The organism is Yersinia frederiksenii ATCC 33641, from assembly GCF_000754805.1.
Taxonomy (GTDB): Bacteria; Pseudomonadota; Gammaproteobacteria; order Enterobacterales; family Enterobacteriaceae; genus Yersinia; species Yersinia frederiksenii.
Genome location: NZ_KN150731.1, coordinates 4,613,961 through 4,628,710, shown reverse-complemented (window position 1 = coordinate 4,628,710; position 14,750 = coordinate 4,613,961). Strand labels below are relative to the sequence as shown.

Genomic DNA, 14,750 nt, shown 5'->3' with positions numbered 1-14,750 from the left:
GAATGTATTGTTAAGTTAATTAACCCAGCCTTTAACTAATAACCTGTTGTTTATTCACTAAAATAGTCGAGAAATAGGGCAGTGACTGGTCAGGAGCAACGGTATCTAATTGTCGCCAGCACACTTCCCCCGGTAATGAGGCTTCCGACATCAACAATGCATGCGGGAACAGATTCAACCGCGCCAACAGCGCTTGTATTTGGGCAAAGCGGCCATAAACCTTCATCAATACCACGCAGTCGTGGTCACGCAATGCCCGCTCTAGCTCCGCTTCCGGAGCCGTGCAAGACATAATGGCCAGTGATTGCTGTTCCATTGCCAGCGGTAAAGCTGCACGCGAGGCTATTGCCGCAAAGGAGGTCACGCCCGGTACAATTTCCAACCAATCGGGCCGACCAATGCGTTCCAGTAAAAATACCCAAGTGCTAAATAACATGGCATCGCCGAGGGTGATAAATCCGACCTGACGGCCTTTAGCGACTTCCGCCTGTAACTGCTGCGCCACCTCATCCCAAACCGCTTGTTTTTCACTATCATCAGCACTCATCGGGAAATGGCAGGTGCGTATTTCGGTGTTGGGCGATAAATACTCGCGCACAATAGACAAGGCCAGGCTGTCACCGCCTTTACGCCCGGCGGGGGCATACAGCACATCAAGTTGGGCGACGAGCCGCGCGGCACGCACAGTAATTAAATCACTCGCTCCGGGACCCACCCCCAATGCATAAAGTCTGCCGCTCATTACGCTGCCTCCTGCTGTTTTTGTTGTAAAGCATGGTCTAAATGCTCAACAAACATCTGGCGAATCAATGGGTTTTCACCCAATCCTTGCAGCCATGACTGGGCGCTAATCCCCGCGACTTCCAGCTGTGATCGCCACGAATCCGGCTCATCAGAAGCCATGTCATTGATGGCGTGATCACCCGCTACCAGCATCAATGGCATTAAATGCACTTTGCGCACGCCCTGCTGTTGTAACCGAGTGATGATATGGCTGATTTCCGGGTAGCTTTCAACCGCCCCGACTAGCGCCGGGAAGTTCAGTGACGTCATTAAATGGTCAAGGCAGGCATAAGCCGAGAAGGCATAATGACTGGCACCGTGCCCCATAAATACCACACGCTCATCGACGGCCAACGGCGGCATTTGTGCTTGCAGCGCCACCAGCAATTGCTGGTAATCGGCAAAACTGCTCAGCAGCGGAGTGCCTAACACCAAGTGATGGAAACAGTCACTGAAAGCACGAACTTCATTGGCCACTTTCTCGTATTCATCGCCATTAATCACATGCAGGGATTGAATAGCCACATCCTGATAACCCTGCTCAGCCAAGAGTTTTAGTGCCTCTCGAGGGTTATTAATCAACAAGCCATCGCGGTTGCGCAGCTTGCGGATGATCATTTCCGAGGTAAAAGCGCGAAATACATCACGGTCGCTGTAGGCGGCAGCGAGTTGCTGCTCACAGGTATCAATATTTTTTTGCCGGGTTTGTTCATAACTGGTGCCAAAACTGATCACCAACAGTGCTTTTTTCATTTTATTGTCCTCGTTGTTGCTGCCAGTGCATCAGATGCTGGGTAAATTCATCTAATGAAGTCACTTGCTGCCCAATATTGCCTAATTGCGCGGTGGCCGGGCGACGTATCACAATGCAGGGAATCTTCAGCGCCAGACAGGGCGCTACTTTTTCTTGATAGCCACCTTGTGCACCAGACTCTTTGGTGATGACGATATCCGGTTGGCAAAACTCATACAGCGCCTGATTGAATTGCGCGCTAAATGGCCCACGCAACGCGATAATCTGGTCCACTCCCAGTCCTAAAGCCTCGCATTGGTGCAAGACTTCGGCGGTAGGCAGCACCCGCACCAACAGAGTTTTACCTATCAGCCCCTGTTGATATTCAGCCAACTGCTTGCTGCCGGTGGTGAGTAAGACTCGTGGCCCCAGACTTTTCGCCACTGAGCAAGCCGCCGCGACACTGTCCACCTTATGCAACAGGGGGTGATTGAGCACCTCAATTTCACTCGGGCGCAAATAGCGAGTCAGTGGCACATTCGCTTGCCCGCAGGCCGCGACCACATTGTCACTGAGCAGCTCGGCATAAGGGTGCGAAGCATCAATCACCCACTGCACTTGTCGATTGATAAGAAAATCGACCATTGCCGCCGCGTCCATCCGTCCGACCACTACCTCGCCCTGAATATCTCCCGCCAGTTGCTGACCCGCATCACTGGCGACCGACAGGCTATAGCGTTCACCGGCCGCATCCAGTAATTGGCAAATTAGCCGCGCATCGCTGGTACCACCGAAAACATGAATGGGCGAATAGCCGTTAATCATCATAGATAGCTCTTCATAGTGAATAAGCCGTCATAATGAGTAGCCCCGCGGGGTGATCATCAGCCCATCACGGCAGTACGTTGCCTGATTGCCGACAATCACCAAACTGGTCATATCGACCGGTTCATAATCCATGTCACCCAAGGTGGTGAGCCATTTTTCCTGCTTCTTGCGTCCAGCTGCTTTCACCACCCCGACCGGTGTTGCGGCTTTTTTCCAGGGTTGCATTAACTCGAACGCACGCGCCAAATGCCCTTCACGGCCACGACTGCGTGGGTTATAGAAGCAGATAACAAAGTCGGCTTGTGCCGCCGCGATAATCCGTTTTTCAATGACTGCCCAAGGCGTCATCAAATCACTCAGGCTGATATGGCAAAAATCATGCATCAGTGGCGCGCCAAGCAAAGAGGCGGCGGCAATGCTGGCGGTGATCCCGGCGACCAACCGCACTTCCAACTCTAATTTTTGTTGTGTGACCAACTCCAACACCAATCCAGCCATACCATAAATGCCCGCATCACCACTGCTGATCAGCGCCACGTTATGCCCGGCCAGTGCCAGATCAATCGCTGTCTGGCAGCGCTCAATCTCTTTGCACATGCCGGTTTTGATCACCTGTTTATCCCCGGTCAGGGGCTTTACCAAATGGGTATAGGTCTTATAACCGACGATAATCTCAGCCTCACGGATTGCCGCAATAGCTTCCTGTGTCATCATCGATTCACTGCCCGGCCCAATGCCAATCACGGTTAACATTAATGCGAAACTCCCAAAGTGATGGTGACGCCCTGCTGGCGCAGAGTATTGCCAACCAATTTACCGTCGCTCATCAGCCAGGCGACCGGTTGTGAAACGCTGCCGACTCCCACCGTTTGGCGGACAAAATCAGAAGCAGGGAAACGTTGCTCGTGGCGGCTCAGTTCGCCGACACTGAACAGTTCGAATGGCACCCGCCAGCATTGAGCCAACTGATGTAGCGCCGGTTCATCTTTTTTGATGGTGACACTGCCGATAGCCCGCAACGCCATGAGATCAAAGTGATTTTCGGCCATTTGCTGTTGCAGCAATTCAACCAGTGTTTGCAGTGATGTCGCCCGACGGCAACCAATGCCCGCGACCACGCGGCGCGGCACCAATTTATAAACCGGCAATGGCAGTGACGGCAGAGTGTCGCGCAGGGTGACGCACACCAGCGCATCCAGTGGTGGCAAGGCATCCAACGAATCCACCGGCACAAAACCGCGGGTGTCGCAGCGATCGCGTTCCGCCACCAATGGCATATCCCACCACAGCCCAACTTTTTGCTCGCTGACCAACATTTGATTAACCACTTTGACTGCGTGGCGGAAATCGTGCATTTCGGCATCTAATTGGGTGGCTAAGGTGTCCAGCGCAGCCATCTCATTAACGTCAGTCGCCGTGGTGATAACCGGATCCGCGCCCAAAATTCCCGCCAAATAGCGCGTCAGGGTATTAGCCCCCCCCACATGGCCTGACAACAAACTGATGACATGCTGCCCGCGTTCATCAATTACCACCACCGCAGGGTCCGTCATCTTGTCATTAACCAATGGCGCGATAACCCGCACGGTTAGGCCGATGGCCCCGACGACCACTAGCGCCGAGTACTGTTTAAAGGCCTCACGTAGGGTGTCGCCAAAACTGCCATTGAATGGCAGGAATTCCGCTTCCATCAGTTTGTCACTGGTAAAACAGGTCAGTGGCAGGTGGGTTTGCAAACGCCGCGCTAACCTAACCCCACCGGGAGTCAGACAAAAAACAGCTATCGACTCAGGCTTGACGATACTCATGGCTAAACCCCGCGTCATAAAGTTTGGAATAGTGGTATTCATCACCCAGGAAAGCCCCCACTAATATCAGTGCGGTTTTATGAATACTCGCCGCCCGGACCAACTCGGCAATATCCGCCAAAGTGCCGCGAACGGTGCGACTTTCGGCCCAGGTTGCTTTGTACACGACGGCCACCGGTGTCGTAGCCGGATAGCCCCCGGCGACGAGGCGCTCAGCCACCCGGTCCATCTCTTGGACAGATAAGAAAATGGCCATTGAGGTTTGATGGGCGGCAAAAGATTCCAGTTGCTCCAGTGGCGGCATCGGCGTGCGCCCCTCAATACGGGTGATAATCAAGCTCTGCGCCACTTCCGGTACCGTGTACTCCACCCCTAACTGTGCCGCCGCCCCGAGAAAAGCACTGACCCCCGGTACCGACACAAAGCCAATGCCGTGTTCACCTAAAACCTCCCCCTGCTCACGAATCGAGCCATATAAAGAGAGGTCGCCGGTTTGCAGCCGTACCACCAGCTTGCCAGCCCGCACACCATCAACCATCAGTTGAATAATTTGTTCCAGATTCAAGCTCGCGCTGTCGTGGCACTGCGCCTGTGGCGAGCAATACTCCAGCAGTTCGGTGTTAATCAGTGATCCGGCATAGATGACGATTTGTGCCTGTTGCAGCAAGCGGTAGCCTTTGAGCGTAATCAGCTCTTTATCACCCGGCCCTGCGCCGACAAACCAGACTTTTTGTGTATCCCATGCAGGTGTATCGGTGGGTGAAACAGTATTAGGATGCTCAGACATTGCGCGCCTCCTTGTGGCAGGAAATAAGATAAGTAGGATTATTCGGTTTAAAATAGTGTCCGCTGCCCAAGGGGGTCAGAGAGGAGAGCTGCAATTGAACGCAGTCCAACTGACAGATGGCATCGGCCTGCCTGTGAGCCAGTTTTTCTAAATGACTTAGCGCTTCATTTAGGTTATTGAGCAAAATAAAGGTCAATACCAGACGACCACCGGGGTTTAGCGTCATCAATGCCCAGTCGATAAGTTCAGCCAAATGACCGCCGCTGCCGCCGATAAAAATGGCGTCGGCTTTATCTGCCAGTGGCAGCGGCGCGGTGCCCGCAATAATCGCCACATTGTGGCATCCCAACCGTTGGCGGTTTTCAGTAATCAACTCCAGGGCTGCCGGGTTACGCTCAATGGCGGTCACCCTAAGATGAGGAAAACGCAACGCGGCCTCTAGAGCCACACTGCCCGTGCCTGCCCCCACATCAATCAGATGGCTGGCACCGGGTAACTCCAGCCGTTCCAATGCCAACACGCGCACCGCTTCTTTGGTCATCGGGACTTTTTGCCCGCGTAAGAACAGCTCATCTTTCATTGAGGATCACCACCACATTCATGTCATAGCGGGCCGCCACCTGCTCGATAGGCAGACGGTGAATTCGTTCGTTAGGTTGCGAGAGGTTTTCGCCAATAATTAAGGTGCGAGACAGGCCGCGCTGGTGCAAAGCATCGGCAATTGCGCGCGGGCCGATAAAACCGTCAGTGACCATTGCCACTTTGTCGTGCTGGAAAATCCAGTCAAAATCAGGCTCTCGCCCATGGCTGCTGGTGAGGAAAAGGTCGTTCATATCCAGTGCCACTTTGGCACACAGATATTGAATCGCGCTGATGCCGGGGACGATATGCAACTCGTCAGCACTGAAGTTCGCGGCCAGCAATTTGCCAATGCCGAATAGCAAAGGGTCGCCGGAGGCCAGCACCACGATGCCACGGTTTTTGTTGCTATCCAGCCACTCTAATAGCCCCAACAGATCTGCATCCAGCAGGCGAGACTCTTTGATCTTGCAAGCAAATGTCGCCAGATGGCGTTTACCGCCCACCAACACATCAGCCTGTTCAATGGCCCGCAGTGCATTTGGCGTAAGATATTCAGTATCACCAGGACCAATGCCGACAACCGTAATCATTGTTGCGCCTCCACAATTTCTGCCAGTGGACGGCTGCTGCCCAGCACCTGATTATCAAAGGAGAACAAAATAGCGTCACATTGAGGGGGATTAACGGAGAAGCGCATCATCTCGGCAATACGTTGGCAGATGCGCTCGGCAATGCGGGAATACACCCCTTCCCAACCCTGTTCGGCAATCAGTTCCATGGCCGCTTCAGTGGTATCACACTGATTGACCGCCAGTAACAGTGCGTGTGGAGCCCCCATCAGCGCCAGATGAGCCACCAGAGTTTCCATGCGCCCATCGGCAATGTGACTGTGAGTGTGGAAGATACCGGCGGCAACTTTGACTAACTTACCGGGGTGCCCAACCAACAGTACGTGGCGGAACCCTAATCGCACAGTTTCTTGCAGCATATAACCGACGAAGTTACTCATGGTCACCACCCGTTGGCTATCAAGGCCCAGATGGTCACGAACAAAGCGCTCGCCATGGTTACCTGGCACCAGAATGACGCGGTCTTCTCCTGCAGCGCGCTTCATCTCTAGCTCCAACGCCAAAGAGCGTTTCCAGCTCTCTTCCGACATCGGCGTGACAATGCCGGTGGTGCCAATAATGGAGATTCCCCCCAGAATACCCAGCCGCCCGTTATAGGTCTTTTTCGCCCGATCCTCCCCTTCCGGCGCAAAAATCTCGACTTCAGCCCCACGTAATGGACCGATGACTTCGCGCACTGCGGCTTCAATTGTCTGGCGAGGTGTACGATTAATGGCGCAACTGCCCACCGGCAAACCAATACCCTTGCGAGTGACAGTTCCTACTCCTTCGCCGCCACGTAAGCTAATGTCGGTCTGCTTAGTGAGTGTCACTCGGGCGAAAATTAACATGCCGTGGGTGGCATCGATATCATCACCGCCATCTTTGCGAATCGCCGCAGTGGCTTGCTGGCCCTCAATCAGCGGTTGTTCGACATTCAGGCACAAGGTGATACCGGACGGTGTGACAATCGAAATTTGATCAATCACTTGCTGGCGCAATACCATCAGCGCCGCGACTTTAGCCGCCGCCGTGGCGCAGGAGCCGGTGGTGTAGCCTTTACGGTATTGCTTACCGTTATGCCAAATGCTGTCTAATTGCTGGTTTTGCAATGCCGCGTCATCACTCACCGGCTCTGCATGGAGCAGACTGTCACTCATCACGCCCCCCTTAATTGATAAAGGATGGCGTTAATAATCGCGGCGGCCACATTGCTGCCGCCTTTGCGCCCCAGTGCTGCAATACAGGGCAAATCACTTTCTACCAGTGCATCTTTGGACTCCGCTGCCCCGACAAAACCGACCGGTACTCCAATGACGGCAACCGGCGCGGCTTGCCGCTCCAGTAAACGGAATAACGCAGTGGGCGCATTGCCGAACACAAACAGTTTCTCCCCCGGCTCCGCCAGCGCGATATCCACCGCCGCCATCGAGCGGGTAATGCCCAGCTTTGGCGCACTTTCCACCACTCGCGAATCACTGATATAGCAGCGGCATTCACAGCCCATCTGCTGTAACAGTGTTTTATTGATACCGGACATGGCCATGGTGGTGTCGGTGTACAAGGTGCAACCCCGGCTGATCGCCTCAACAATACGGCTCAATACCTCCGGTGAAAAATGCAGAATATCCAGCCAATCAAAATCTGCGGTGGTGTGAATAACCCGTTTGATCACCGCTTCGTGCATCTCACTAACAAACACATAATCGGGCCGTTCATGGGCAATAATATCGCCAATGATGGCAAAGCTATTTTGCTCTATTTCTTGCGGATTTTTTATATAGTTCATTGGGTTATCCTAGTTAGATGCCAACCAGCAGCAGATGGATCAGGGCAAACAGTAACAGGGCTAATAACGACGCCATCATCATCAAATGGATGCTGCGCGGAATATCGCCGAGCACCACGTCGCGCCGTTCATCACCCATCCAGGGCTTTTCTACCCGCTCACCAAAGTAATCATTCGGGCCACCAAGTCGTACCCCTAGCGCACCGGCAACCGTGGCTTCTGACCAGGCACAATTCGGGCTAGAGTGCTGATAACGGTCACGCCAACCAATGCGCAGCGCCTGTCGGTAATCGGCTTGAACCAACCAGGCTGCGGCACTCAACAGTAACCAACTCAGGCGGGCAGGCAGCCAATTAGCCAGATCATCCATCCGTGCCGAGACGTAGCCAATAGCCCGATATTTCGGGGTTTTGTAGCCCACCATCGAGTCCAGGGTATTAACCGCTTTGTACGCCATCGCCAGCGGTGCGCCGCCAAGCAGCAGGAAGAACAGCGGTGCAATCACACCATCGACACTGTTTTCAGCCACCGTTTCCACCACGGCGCGAGTAATTTGCGGCTTTTCCAATTGCGAAGTATCACGCCCAACAATCCATGACAGCTTTTCGCGACTTTGCGCCAATGAACCCTGCTGTAGTGCATCAAACACCGCCAGTGCCGCGTCACTCAGGCAGCGCCCGGCCAGCAAGGTGTAAATCATCCACACTTGCGCCAACCAACCGAGCCACGGATTAATCTCAGTCATCAGCCATAAAAATCCCCAGCAGGTCAGCCAAGTGATACCCACTACTGCCAGCCACAATACGGCTCCGCCCCATTTCAACGCTCGTTCACTGCGACAAACTGCCCGGATAGCCCGTTGCAGCACAGTGATCAAGTTGCCAATCCAGCGCACTGGATGCGGCCAGTGCGGCGGGTCACCGAGCCAGCTATCAAGTAGAAAAGCCACAAACCATGCTGCAAGAGTCATAACAGGCTCCGGGCGGCGTTCAGCCAGCCATTTAATAAACCGGGGCGCTGGGCAAAATGAATATGCAGATAACTGGCTTGTGTCCGTTGCACTTGATAGCCGGTGCTCCAGCGCTGAATAACCTCGCCATCGCGCCACTTACTGCTATCAAATACCGGTGTCAGCGGGCTGGTAAAATCGGAGTAATGGAACTCATGACCACGCAGAATTTCACCTTGCGCCGCTAATAGCGTGTCACTGCGAGCCTCGGCCTGGCAGTAACCAAAGCGGGTCAGGCGTTTTCCCATTCGGCTTTCCCCAGCCAAAATCCCTACCATTGGATGCCGTTGCCCCTCTTCATCGGTTAAGCCATCTCCCAGATACATCAAACCACCACATTCGCCATACAGTGGAATTTGTTGACAGTGTGCCTGTTGTAATGCCGCGTGCATGGCGGTATTGGCCGCCAGCTTAGCCGCGTAAATTTCTGGATAGCCGCCCCCCAGATAAACCATCTGGCAAGCAGGTAGCTGGCGGTCATGTAAGGGACTGAAACGTTGGATACGCACCCCGGCCTGCTCTAGCAGATCAAGGTTGTCGGGATAATAGAAATTGAAGGCTTCATCTTCGGCCAGCGCCAGTGTCAGACCATGGGCTAAGGCATGAGGAGGTAACTCCGGCGAGGTTCCCGCAGGAAGTTTGGTGCAAGGCGTCAATGCCAGTAATCGGTCCAGATCGATAAACTCTTCAACCTGTTGCGCCAGCCGTTGCCAACGCGGGGCATTATCCGGCTGTTTGCCGATTGGCCCGCCGCGCTCTTGCGCCGGAATCAGTCCTAAATGACGCGATGGCAATGCCACATCGTCCAGCACCGGTAAACGACCCAAAACTGGAATGCCACAATAGTGTTCAATGGCATGACGGATAAGCTGATAGTGATTATCTGAATTGACGCGGTTAATAATGACACCCGCAATCTGCAGATTGGGATCAAACTGACAAAACCCCATCACCGTGGCGGCCACTGAGGTCGATACCGCCTTGCCATCTACCAGCAAGATAACCGGGCAACCAAGCTGTTTAGCCATGGCCGCACTGCTGCAATAATTTGGGTCTGTGCCGTAGCCGTCATAAAGCCCCATAACGCCTTCGATCACTGCCACATCGGCATGGCGCAGATGTTGGTTATACAGCCCATTGAGGGTAACGGGTGGCAGCATAAAAGCATCGAGGTTACGCGACGTCACACCACTGACAGCGGTATGCCAGCCGGTATCCAAATAATCCGGCCCGACTTTGAACGGTTGCACCGACAATCCACGCGCTATCAGCGCCCGCAAAATACCCAGCGTCACGGTGGTTTTACCGCAGCCACTGCCGGTTCCTGCGATGATAAATGCTTGTTTGCCTGATCGTTGCATAAAAAATCCCGCCATTTCAAGCGGGATATGCAGTGTCAAAAAGGTGCATCTGCGCAACGTCACCGCTGCGCGCATCTGATGACAACCCGCTTCCCACCGAAGGAGTTGAAAATCTTTTACTGAGCGGGCTGGTCTTCTGGCTTAGCGTCATCCTCTCCCGCACCTTCCCAATCTTGTGGATCAGTGGTTTCTACGGGTTCGTCAGCATCACAGCAGCGGGGGCTGCGGGGGATTGTCACCCCCTTCCCAGTTATGCTTTAGTGCATAACATGCCTTTTATTCTTGAAGCCGCAAGATGTTAACTGCAACTCCAATAACTTTTGGCATAACCATCTCAGTAACTACACTATGTTAGATTCTGTTATTTTATTTCTATTTCGTTATAGATTTTATCTCTTTATTTACACAGTTTTAACGTCAAGTGACTTATTAAATTTGATTAAGGTTAATATACTCTTTTCCACAAATAAAAAATGGTTAATTTCATTTTTTATTTGCTATTTTTTTTGTGCAACCATAACAAAAAATTGCCATCCACCCTGAAAAAATCACTTAGTAACAGTTTGTTAGGTTAACTTCCCCCTTTGGTTTAATAACAAAAAATTGTCATTAATTAATTTTAAAACCAATTACTATTTTAATTTTTAAATAAGAAAATATGAATTAAAAACATGACCAATTGATATTAAATCAATAACTGTCATTCCATTTTGTTGCGTTCAGAAGAAAGTGAGCGAAATACCTGCGGCGTCACATTATAGGCTTGACGGAATACTTTGCAGAAATAACTGGTTTGTGAAAACCCTAGGTTTTTGGCAATACTGGCAATGCTCCAATCACTGTGTTGCAACATTTCTCTCGCATTGACCATCCGTTGCTGATTCACCCAGGCATTAAAACCTATGCCCTGATATTTTTTAAATAATTTGCTGAAGTAGTAAGGGCTGAGATAGACCTTGGCGGCTACCTCTTCAAGGCGCAACTCTTCTGATAGATGAGTATCAATATAGCGCAGTGCTTTTTTCATTTTACTGTCATGAGGGTGTACCGGGCGTATTTTTCCGGGTTCCTTACTGCCCATATTGTCATTAATCACCACAAAGTTGAGATGCTTTTTCAAGCAGTTCTCAACGATCAACTTCAGTAAATCTGCCGAAGCGATCACTCGCGAGAAATCCATAATAGGCACATTGTGGTATTCATCTAACAGTACCGGGTTCTGTTTCCAATTATTATCAATATTAAGGATATCAATGAGGTAAACATCTGAATGCAGCCGCACCTGGCCGCATAAAACAAAACCCACCAAGTGACTGGCAATAACCAGTGGGATAGAAAAATCTGTTAGCCCGGCATGGCAGCGATAGATACAAGGTTCATTAGATTTGGAAGCCTCAAGGCCACCGCAACGATCACTCATTCGACAGCGAAGGTGATTAACCGGATCCTGGCGCATCAATTGACAAAACGGAGTGAAATTAAATAGATCAGAAATCTCTTCGCCGTGAATATTTACCACCACCACAGCCAGCCCGGTTGCCTGAGCAAAATCCTGCGCGATTTTATTTATGAGCTCTGAGTTTAGAGAACTGGCAGAAATCATGATAAAACCTCTCAGTTAATTTTAATTTATTGTTATTAAGTTTCGTATATTGCTATAAATCATCCCTGAAATGATAAATGTGTTACTGCATTGTTATATTTTAATTCCCATTAACAATATGAAAACCTAATATCCCTGTGGCGGTCTATTCTCCGGTACATCGGAGAGAAATAACAATTAACCTTACCAGAGTCATAATCAACAGGGGACTATAATCAGTGCATTAACTAGAACAGATCACGAAATTCCCTCATCTTAATACCTGTTTGCAGTACCAAGATGAGGAAGACATCATTGATTGTTATGACTCATTCACTGTTTTTTCATCATCTAACTTACAAGTATTACAAGCCAGATTTTTACCAATAAAGACGCGATAAACTGCCGCCCCCAGGCACGCACCAATAATAGGTGCCACAATAGGAATGATGAAATAAGGAATATCACGCCCACCAGTCATCGAGATTTTTCCCCAACCCGCAAAGAAGGTAAATAATTTAGGACCAAAATCACGTGCTGGATTCATAGCAAACCCGGTTAACGGGCCGGTAGAAGCACCGATTACCGCCACCAGAATACCAATCAATAGTGGGCCTAATGCCCCACGCGGCACACCATTACCATCATCAGTCAGTGCCATAATCAGCCCCATCAGAATCGAGGTGATAATAATTTCAACAAAGGCGGCCTGCCAGACACTGATAGCCGGTGATGGGAAGGTACTGAAAATACTGGCCAGTTGCAGGCTTTCCAAGCTACCACGCACCATCTGATGAGCAGTTTCAAAGTCAGTGAATAAGTTGTGATACAACATATATGACAAAGCGGCACCGCCAAAAGCACCCGCGACTTGTGCAATGCTGTAAGGAATAACTTTACGGCCAGGGAAACAGGCGAACAGCCATAAAGCAACAGTGATGGCGGGGTTGAGATGAGCACCAGAAATACCGGCGGTGAGATAGACGGCCAGTGAAATCCCTAGCCCCCATACGATACAAATTTCCCACAGACCAAAACTGGCACCCGCCACTTTCATCGCAGCTAGACAACTAATACCAAAAAATAAAAACAGCCCGGTACCGAGGAATTCCGCAATACACTGAGCTTTGAGCGAGTCGTTCATAGGGTTACCCTGCTTGTGATTAATTAAGTTATATGACGTTCTGTATCGAATGCACGGCCCATGACCTACTCACTATAAAGAGACGAATAATGAAAGTGTTGTCGTAAACTGCCATTAGCTAAACAAAAACTAGACTGCCAATAACAAATTATTGCTATTTTATGGTCAAAAAAACCACCCAAAGCCTTACAAATAAGCAACTCAGCGGATAATTAATAAATATGATTTTCTTGTCATTTATTCTTTCTATTATTGTTATCAAGCTCGCAGTTTCTCATTTAATGTGAGCCACCCCTCTTTTCTTATTCATGCGCGCAAATACCAAAGATAATAGCCAATGTCACTGCATTAATTGTAATTCTGAATATGCCATAACTAATTATTCTTACACCTCAATTAAATAATAGACTTAAAAAATAATAAGTTAACATATTTAATAACAATATTTTGTTATTTCATCACTAACCATTCTCGCCAGTAAATTCATTACAGCCATTCTTTTTCATTGCTTGTTTGTATATTCAGTTCCAGCACGAACCTGACAACGTTATTTCTGAACATGACAATTCAAGCCAGAACAAGGCACCTGATATTCCGTCGAGGTATTTATGCAACAAGAAGCACTAGGAATGGTGGAAACCAAAGGGCTGACCGCTGCCATTGAGGCTGCTGACACCATGGTGAAATCGGCCAATGTGACGTTGGTGGGCTACGAAAAAATAGGCTCTGGTCTGGTTACCGTCATCGTACGTGGTGACGTGGGGGCAGTTAAAGCTGCCACTGATGCTGGCGCCATTGCAGCCGCTAACGTGGGTGAAGTGAAGTCAACCCATGTTATTCCGCGCCCACACACTGATGTTGAGAAGTTTTTACCTAAGGGAAATAGCTAATGAAAAGCAATGACCTGATCGACCAAATCATGGCGCAGGTGATAGCGAAAGTCAGCGAACACGCTCCGGCGTCTTCCTCACCCTCATTTGATAAACCATCATTCAATAAACAACCATCCTATAAACAACGAGATACGGCTATGGCTGAGAAAACTTGCAGTTTAACGGAATTTGTTGGTACCGCGATCGGTGACACGGTCGGACTGGTAATCGCCAACGTCGACAGCGCCCTACTAGACGCAATGAAGCTGGAAAAACGTTATCGCTCTATTGGTATTTTGGGCGCACGTACCGGTGCTGGACCACACATTATGGCGGCAGATGAAGCGGTAAAAGCCACCAATACCGAAGTGGTCAGCATTGAATTGCCGCGCGATACCAAAGGCGGTGCGGGTCACGGTTCACTGATTATTTTCGGTGGTGACGATGTTTCAGATGTAAAACGCGCCGTCGAAGTCGCGCTGAAAGAGTTAGACCGGACCTTCGGTGACGTTTACGCCAATGAAGCGGGTCACATTGAGTTGCAGTACAGCGCCCGAGCCAGTCATGCATTGGAAAAAGCATTCGGCGCCCCACTGGGCCGCTCTTGCGGTGTGATCGTCGGTGCACCGGCATCTATTGGCGTTCTGATGGCTGATACCGCCGTTAAATCCGCCAATGTTGATGTGGTGGCTTACAGTTCCCCAGCCCAAGGCACCAGCTTCAGCAACGAAGTGATCCTGGTTATCTCCGGTGATTCTGGCGCAGTTCGTCAGGCAGTGATTTCTGCTCGTGAGATCGGCAAAACGGTATTAGCGACCTTGGGTGCTGAACCGAAAAACGACCGCCCTTCTTATATCTGACGCC

At 50.6% G+C, this 14,750-nt stretch carries 16 protein-coding genes and 1 riboswitch; of the genes, 2 read left to right on the top strand and 14 right to left on the bottom strand.

Annotated features, from left to right (window positions below; all coding sequences use genetic code 11):
* Positions 1 to 31: 31 nt before the first annotated feature.
* From DJ58_RS01480 to pduF, 14 genes are all read right to left on the bottom strand, one after another.
* Positions 32 to 742 (bottom strand): cobalt-factor II C(20)-methyltransferase, encoded by a 711-nt coding sequence (locus DJ58_RS01480; protein ID WP_032911415.1) that lies wholly within the window; start codon positions 740 to 742, stop codon positions 32 to 34.
* Positions 742 to 1,536: a sirohydrochlorin cobaltochelatase gene (cbiK, locus tag DJ58_RS01485; protein ID WP_004710269.1), complete on the bottom strand. Its 795-nt coding sequence runs from the start codon at positions 1,534 to 1,536 to the stop codon at positions 742 to 744. Before cbiK ends, DJ58_RS01480 begins: the two co-directional genes overlap by 1 nt.
* 1 nt (position 1,537) lies before the next feature.
* Entirely contained in the window at positions 1,538 to 2,341 is an 804-nt protein-coding gene (locus tag DJ58_RS01490; RefSeq protein ID WP_032911449.1) for a cobalt-precorrin-6A reductase, read from the bottom strand.
* A 30-nt stretch (positions 2,342 to 2,371) separates the two neighbouring features.
* Positions 2,372 to 3,097 (bottom strand): precorrin-3B C(17)-methyltransferase, encoded by a 726-nt coding sequence (locus tag DJ58_RS01495; protein ID WP_032911414.1) that lies wholly within the window; start codon positions 3,095 to 3,097, stop codon positions 2,372 to 2,374.
* On the bottom strand, positions 3,097 to 4,152 hold the full coding sequence (gene cbiG / locus DJ58_RS01500; RefSeq protein WP_032911413.1) for a cobalt-precorrin 5A hydrolase: 1,056 nt from the start codon (positions 4,150 to 4,152) through the stop codon (positions 3,097 to 3,099). The genes DJ58_RS01495 and cbiG overlap by 1 nt, the downstream gene beginning before the upstream one ends.
* Positions 4,133 to 4,939 carry a cobalt-precorrin-4 methyltransferase gene (locus tag DJ58_RS01505; RefSeq protein WP_032911412.1) on the bottom strand — a complete coding sequence of 269 codons (807 nt, stop codon included), beginning with the start codon at positions 4,937 to 4,939 and terminating at the stop codon, positions 4,133 to 4,135. Before DJ58_RS01505 ends, cbiG begins: the two co-directional genes overlap by 20 nt.
* Positions 4,932 to 5,519, bottom strand: a complete 588-nt coding sequence (locus DJ58_RS01510) for a decarboxylating cobalt-precorrin-6B (C(15))-methyltransferase (RefSeq protein ID WP_032911411.1) — start codon at positions 5,517 to 5,519, stop codon at positions 4,932 to 4,934. The genes DJ58_RS01505 and DJ58_RS01510 overlap by 8 nt, the downstream gene beginning before the upstream one ends.
* Positions 5,509 to 6,111 (bottom strand): cobalt-precorrin-7 (C(5))-methyltransferase, encoded by a 603-nt coding sequence (locus DJ58_RS01515; RefSeq protein WP_032911410.1) that lies wholly within the window; start codon positions 6,109 to 6,111, stop codon positions 5,509 to 5,511. Before DJ58_RS01515 ends, DJ58_RS01510 begins: the two co-directional genes overlap by 11 nt.
* Positions 6,108 to 7,289 carry a cobalt-precorrin-5B (C(1))-methyltransferase CbiD gene (gene cbiD, locus DJ58_RS01520; RefSeq protein WP_004710257.1) on the bottom strand — a complete coding sequence of 394 codons (1,182 nt, stop codon included), beginning with the start codon at positions 7,287 to 7,289 and terminating at the stop codon, positions 6,108 to 6,110. The genes DJ58_RS01515 and cbiD overlap by 4 nt, the downstream gene beginning before the upstream one ends.
* Positions 7,289 to 7,918: a cobalt-precorrin-8 methylmutase gene (locus DJ58_RS01525; protein ID WP_032911409.1), complete on the bottom strand. Its 630-nt coding sequence runs from the start codon at positions 7,916 to 7,918 to the stop codon at positions 7,289 to 7,291. The genes cbiD and DJ58_RS01525 overlap by 1 nt, the downstream gene beginning before the upstream one ends.
* 13 nt (positions 7,919 to 7,931) lie before the next feature.
* Positions 7,932 to 8,888 (bottom strand): adenosylcobinamide-phosphate synthase CbiB, encoded by a 957-nt coding sequence (gene cbiB, locus DJ58_RS01530; protein ID WP_032911408.1) that lies wholly within the window; start codon positions 8,886 to 8,888, stop codon positions 7,932 to 7,934.
* Positions 8,885 to 10,288, bottom strand: coding sequence for a cobyrinic acid a,c-diamide synthase CobB (locus DJ58_RS01535; RefSeq protein ID WP_032911448.1), 1,404 nt, complete (start codon positions 10,286 to 10,288; stop codon positions 8,885 to 8,887). The genes cbiB and DJ58_RS01535 overlap by 4 nt, the downstream gene beginning before the upstream one ends.
* Positions 10,289 to 10,397: 109 nt before the next feature.
* Positions 10,398 to 10,576, bottom strand: a riboswitch (cobalamin riboswitch).
* 412 nt (positions 10,577 to 10,988) lie between these two features.
* Positions 10,989 to 11,891 (bottom strand): transcriptional regulator PocR, encoded by a 903-nt coding sequence (pocR, locus tag DJ58_RS01540; RefSeq protein WP_004710250.1) that lies wholly within the window; start codon positions 11,889 to 11,891, stop codon positions 10,989 to 10,991.
* A gap of 301 nt (positions 11,892 to 12,192) precedes the next feature.
* A complete protein-coding gene (gene pduF / locus DJ58_RS01545; RefSeq protein ID WP_004710248.1) occupies positions 12,193 to 13,014 on the bottom strand; it encodes a propanediol diffusion facilitator PduF in 822 nt (273 codons plus the stop codon).
* Between the two features lie 608 nt (positions 13,015 to 13,622).
* Between pduF and pduA the strand changes: the two genes are divergently transcribed.
* Together pduA and pduB are read left to right on the top strand one after the other, a co-directional pair.
* Positions 13,623 to 13,904 carry a propanediol utilization microcompartment protein PduA gene (gene pduA / locus DJ58_RS01550; RefSeq protein WP_032911406.1) on the top strand — a complete coding sequence of 94 codons (282 nt, stop codon included), beginning with the start codon at positions 13,623 to 13,625 and terminating at the stop codon, positions 13,902 to 13,904.
* On the top strand, positions 13,904 to 14,746 hold the full coding sequence (gene pduB, locus DJ58_RS01555) for a propanediol utilization microcompartment protein PduB (RefSeq protein ID WP_004710247.1): 843 nt from the start codon (positions 13,904 to 13,906) through the stop codon (positions 14,744 to 14,746). The genes pduA and pduB overlap by 1 nt, the downstream gene beginning before the upstream one ends.
* Positions 14,747 to 14,750: the final 4 nt, after the last annotated feature.

Bases quoted from the DNA above. Each gene is read 5' to 3' on its own strand.
- DJ58_RS01480 (WP_032911415.1), bottom strand. From the start codon at position 742: ATGAGCGGCAGACTTTATGCATTGGGGGTGGGTCCCGGAGCGAGTGAT.
- cbiK (WP_004710269.1), bottom strand. From the start codon at position 1,536: ATGAAAAAAGCACTGTTGGTGATCAGTTTTGGCACCAGTTATGAACAA.
- DJ58_RS01490 (WP_032911449.1), bottom strand. From the start codon at position 2,341: ATGATTAACGGCTATTCGCCCATTCATGTTTTCGGTGGTACCAGCGAT.
- DJ58_RS01495 (WP_032911414.1), bottom strand. From the start codon at position 3,097: ATGTTAACCGTGATTGGCATTGGGCCGGGCAGTGAATCGATGATGACA.
- cbiG (WP_032911413.1), bottom strand. From the start codon at position 4,152: ATGAGTATCGTCAAGCCTGAGTCGATAGCTGTTTTTTGTCTGACTCCC.
- DJ58_RS01505 (WP_032911412.1), bottom strand. From the start codon at position 4,939: ATGTCTGAGCATCCTAATACTGTTTCACCCACCGATACACCTGCATGG.
- DJ58_RS01510 (WP_032911411.1), bottom strand. From the start codon at position 5,519: ATGAAAGATGAGCTGTTCTTACGCGGGCAAAAAGTCCCGATGACCAAA.
- DJ58_RS01515 (WP_032911410.1), bottom strand. From the start codon at position 6,111: ATGATTACGGTTGTCGGCATTGGTCCTGGTGATACTGAATATCTTACG.
- cbiD (WP_004710257.1), bottom strand. From the start codon at position 7,289: ATGAGTGACAGTCTGCTCCATGCAGAGCCGGTGAGTGATGACGCGGCA.
- DJ58_RS01525 (WP_032911409.1), bottom strand. From the start codon at position 7,918: ATGAACTATATAAAAAATCCGCAAGAAATAGAGCAAAATAGCTTTGCC.
- cbiB (WP_032911408.1), bottom strand. From the start codon at position 8,888: ATGACTCTTGCAGCATGGTTTGTGGCTTTTCTACTTGATAGCTGGCTC.
- DJ58_RS01535 (WP_032911448.1), bottom strand. From the start codon at position 10,288: ATGCAACGATCAGGCAAACAAGCATTTATCATCGCAGGAACCGGCAGT.
- pocR (WP_004710250.1), bottom strand. From the start codon at position 11,891: ATGATTTCTGCCAGTTCTCTAAACTCAGAGCTCATAAATAAAATCGCG.
- pduF (WP_004710248.1), bottom strand. From the start codon at position 13,014: ATGAACGACTCGCTCAAAGCTCAGTGTATTGCGGAATTCCTCGGTACC.
- pduA (WP_032911406.1), top strand. From the start codon at position 13,623: ATGCAACAAGAAGCACTAGGAATGGTGGAAACCAAAGGGCTGACCGCT.
- pduB (WP_004710247.1), top strand. From the start codon at position 13,904: ATGAAAAGCAATGACCTGATCGACCAAATCATGGCGCAGGTGATAGCG.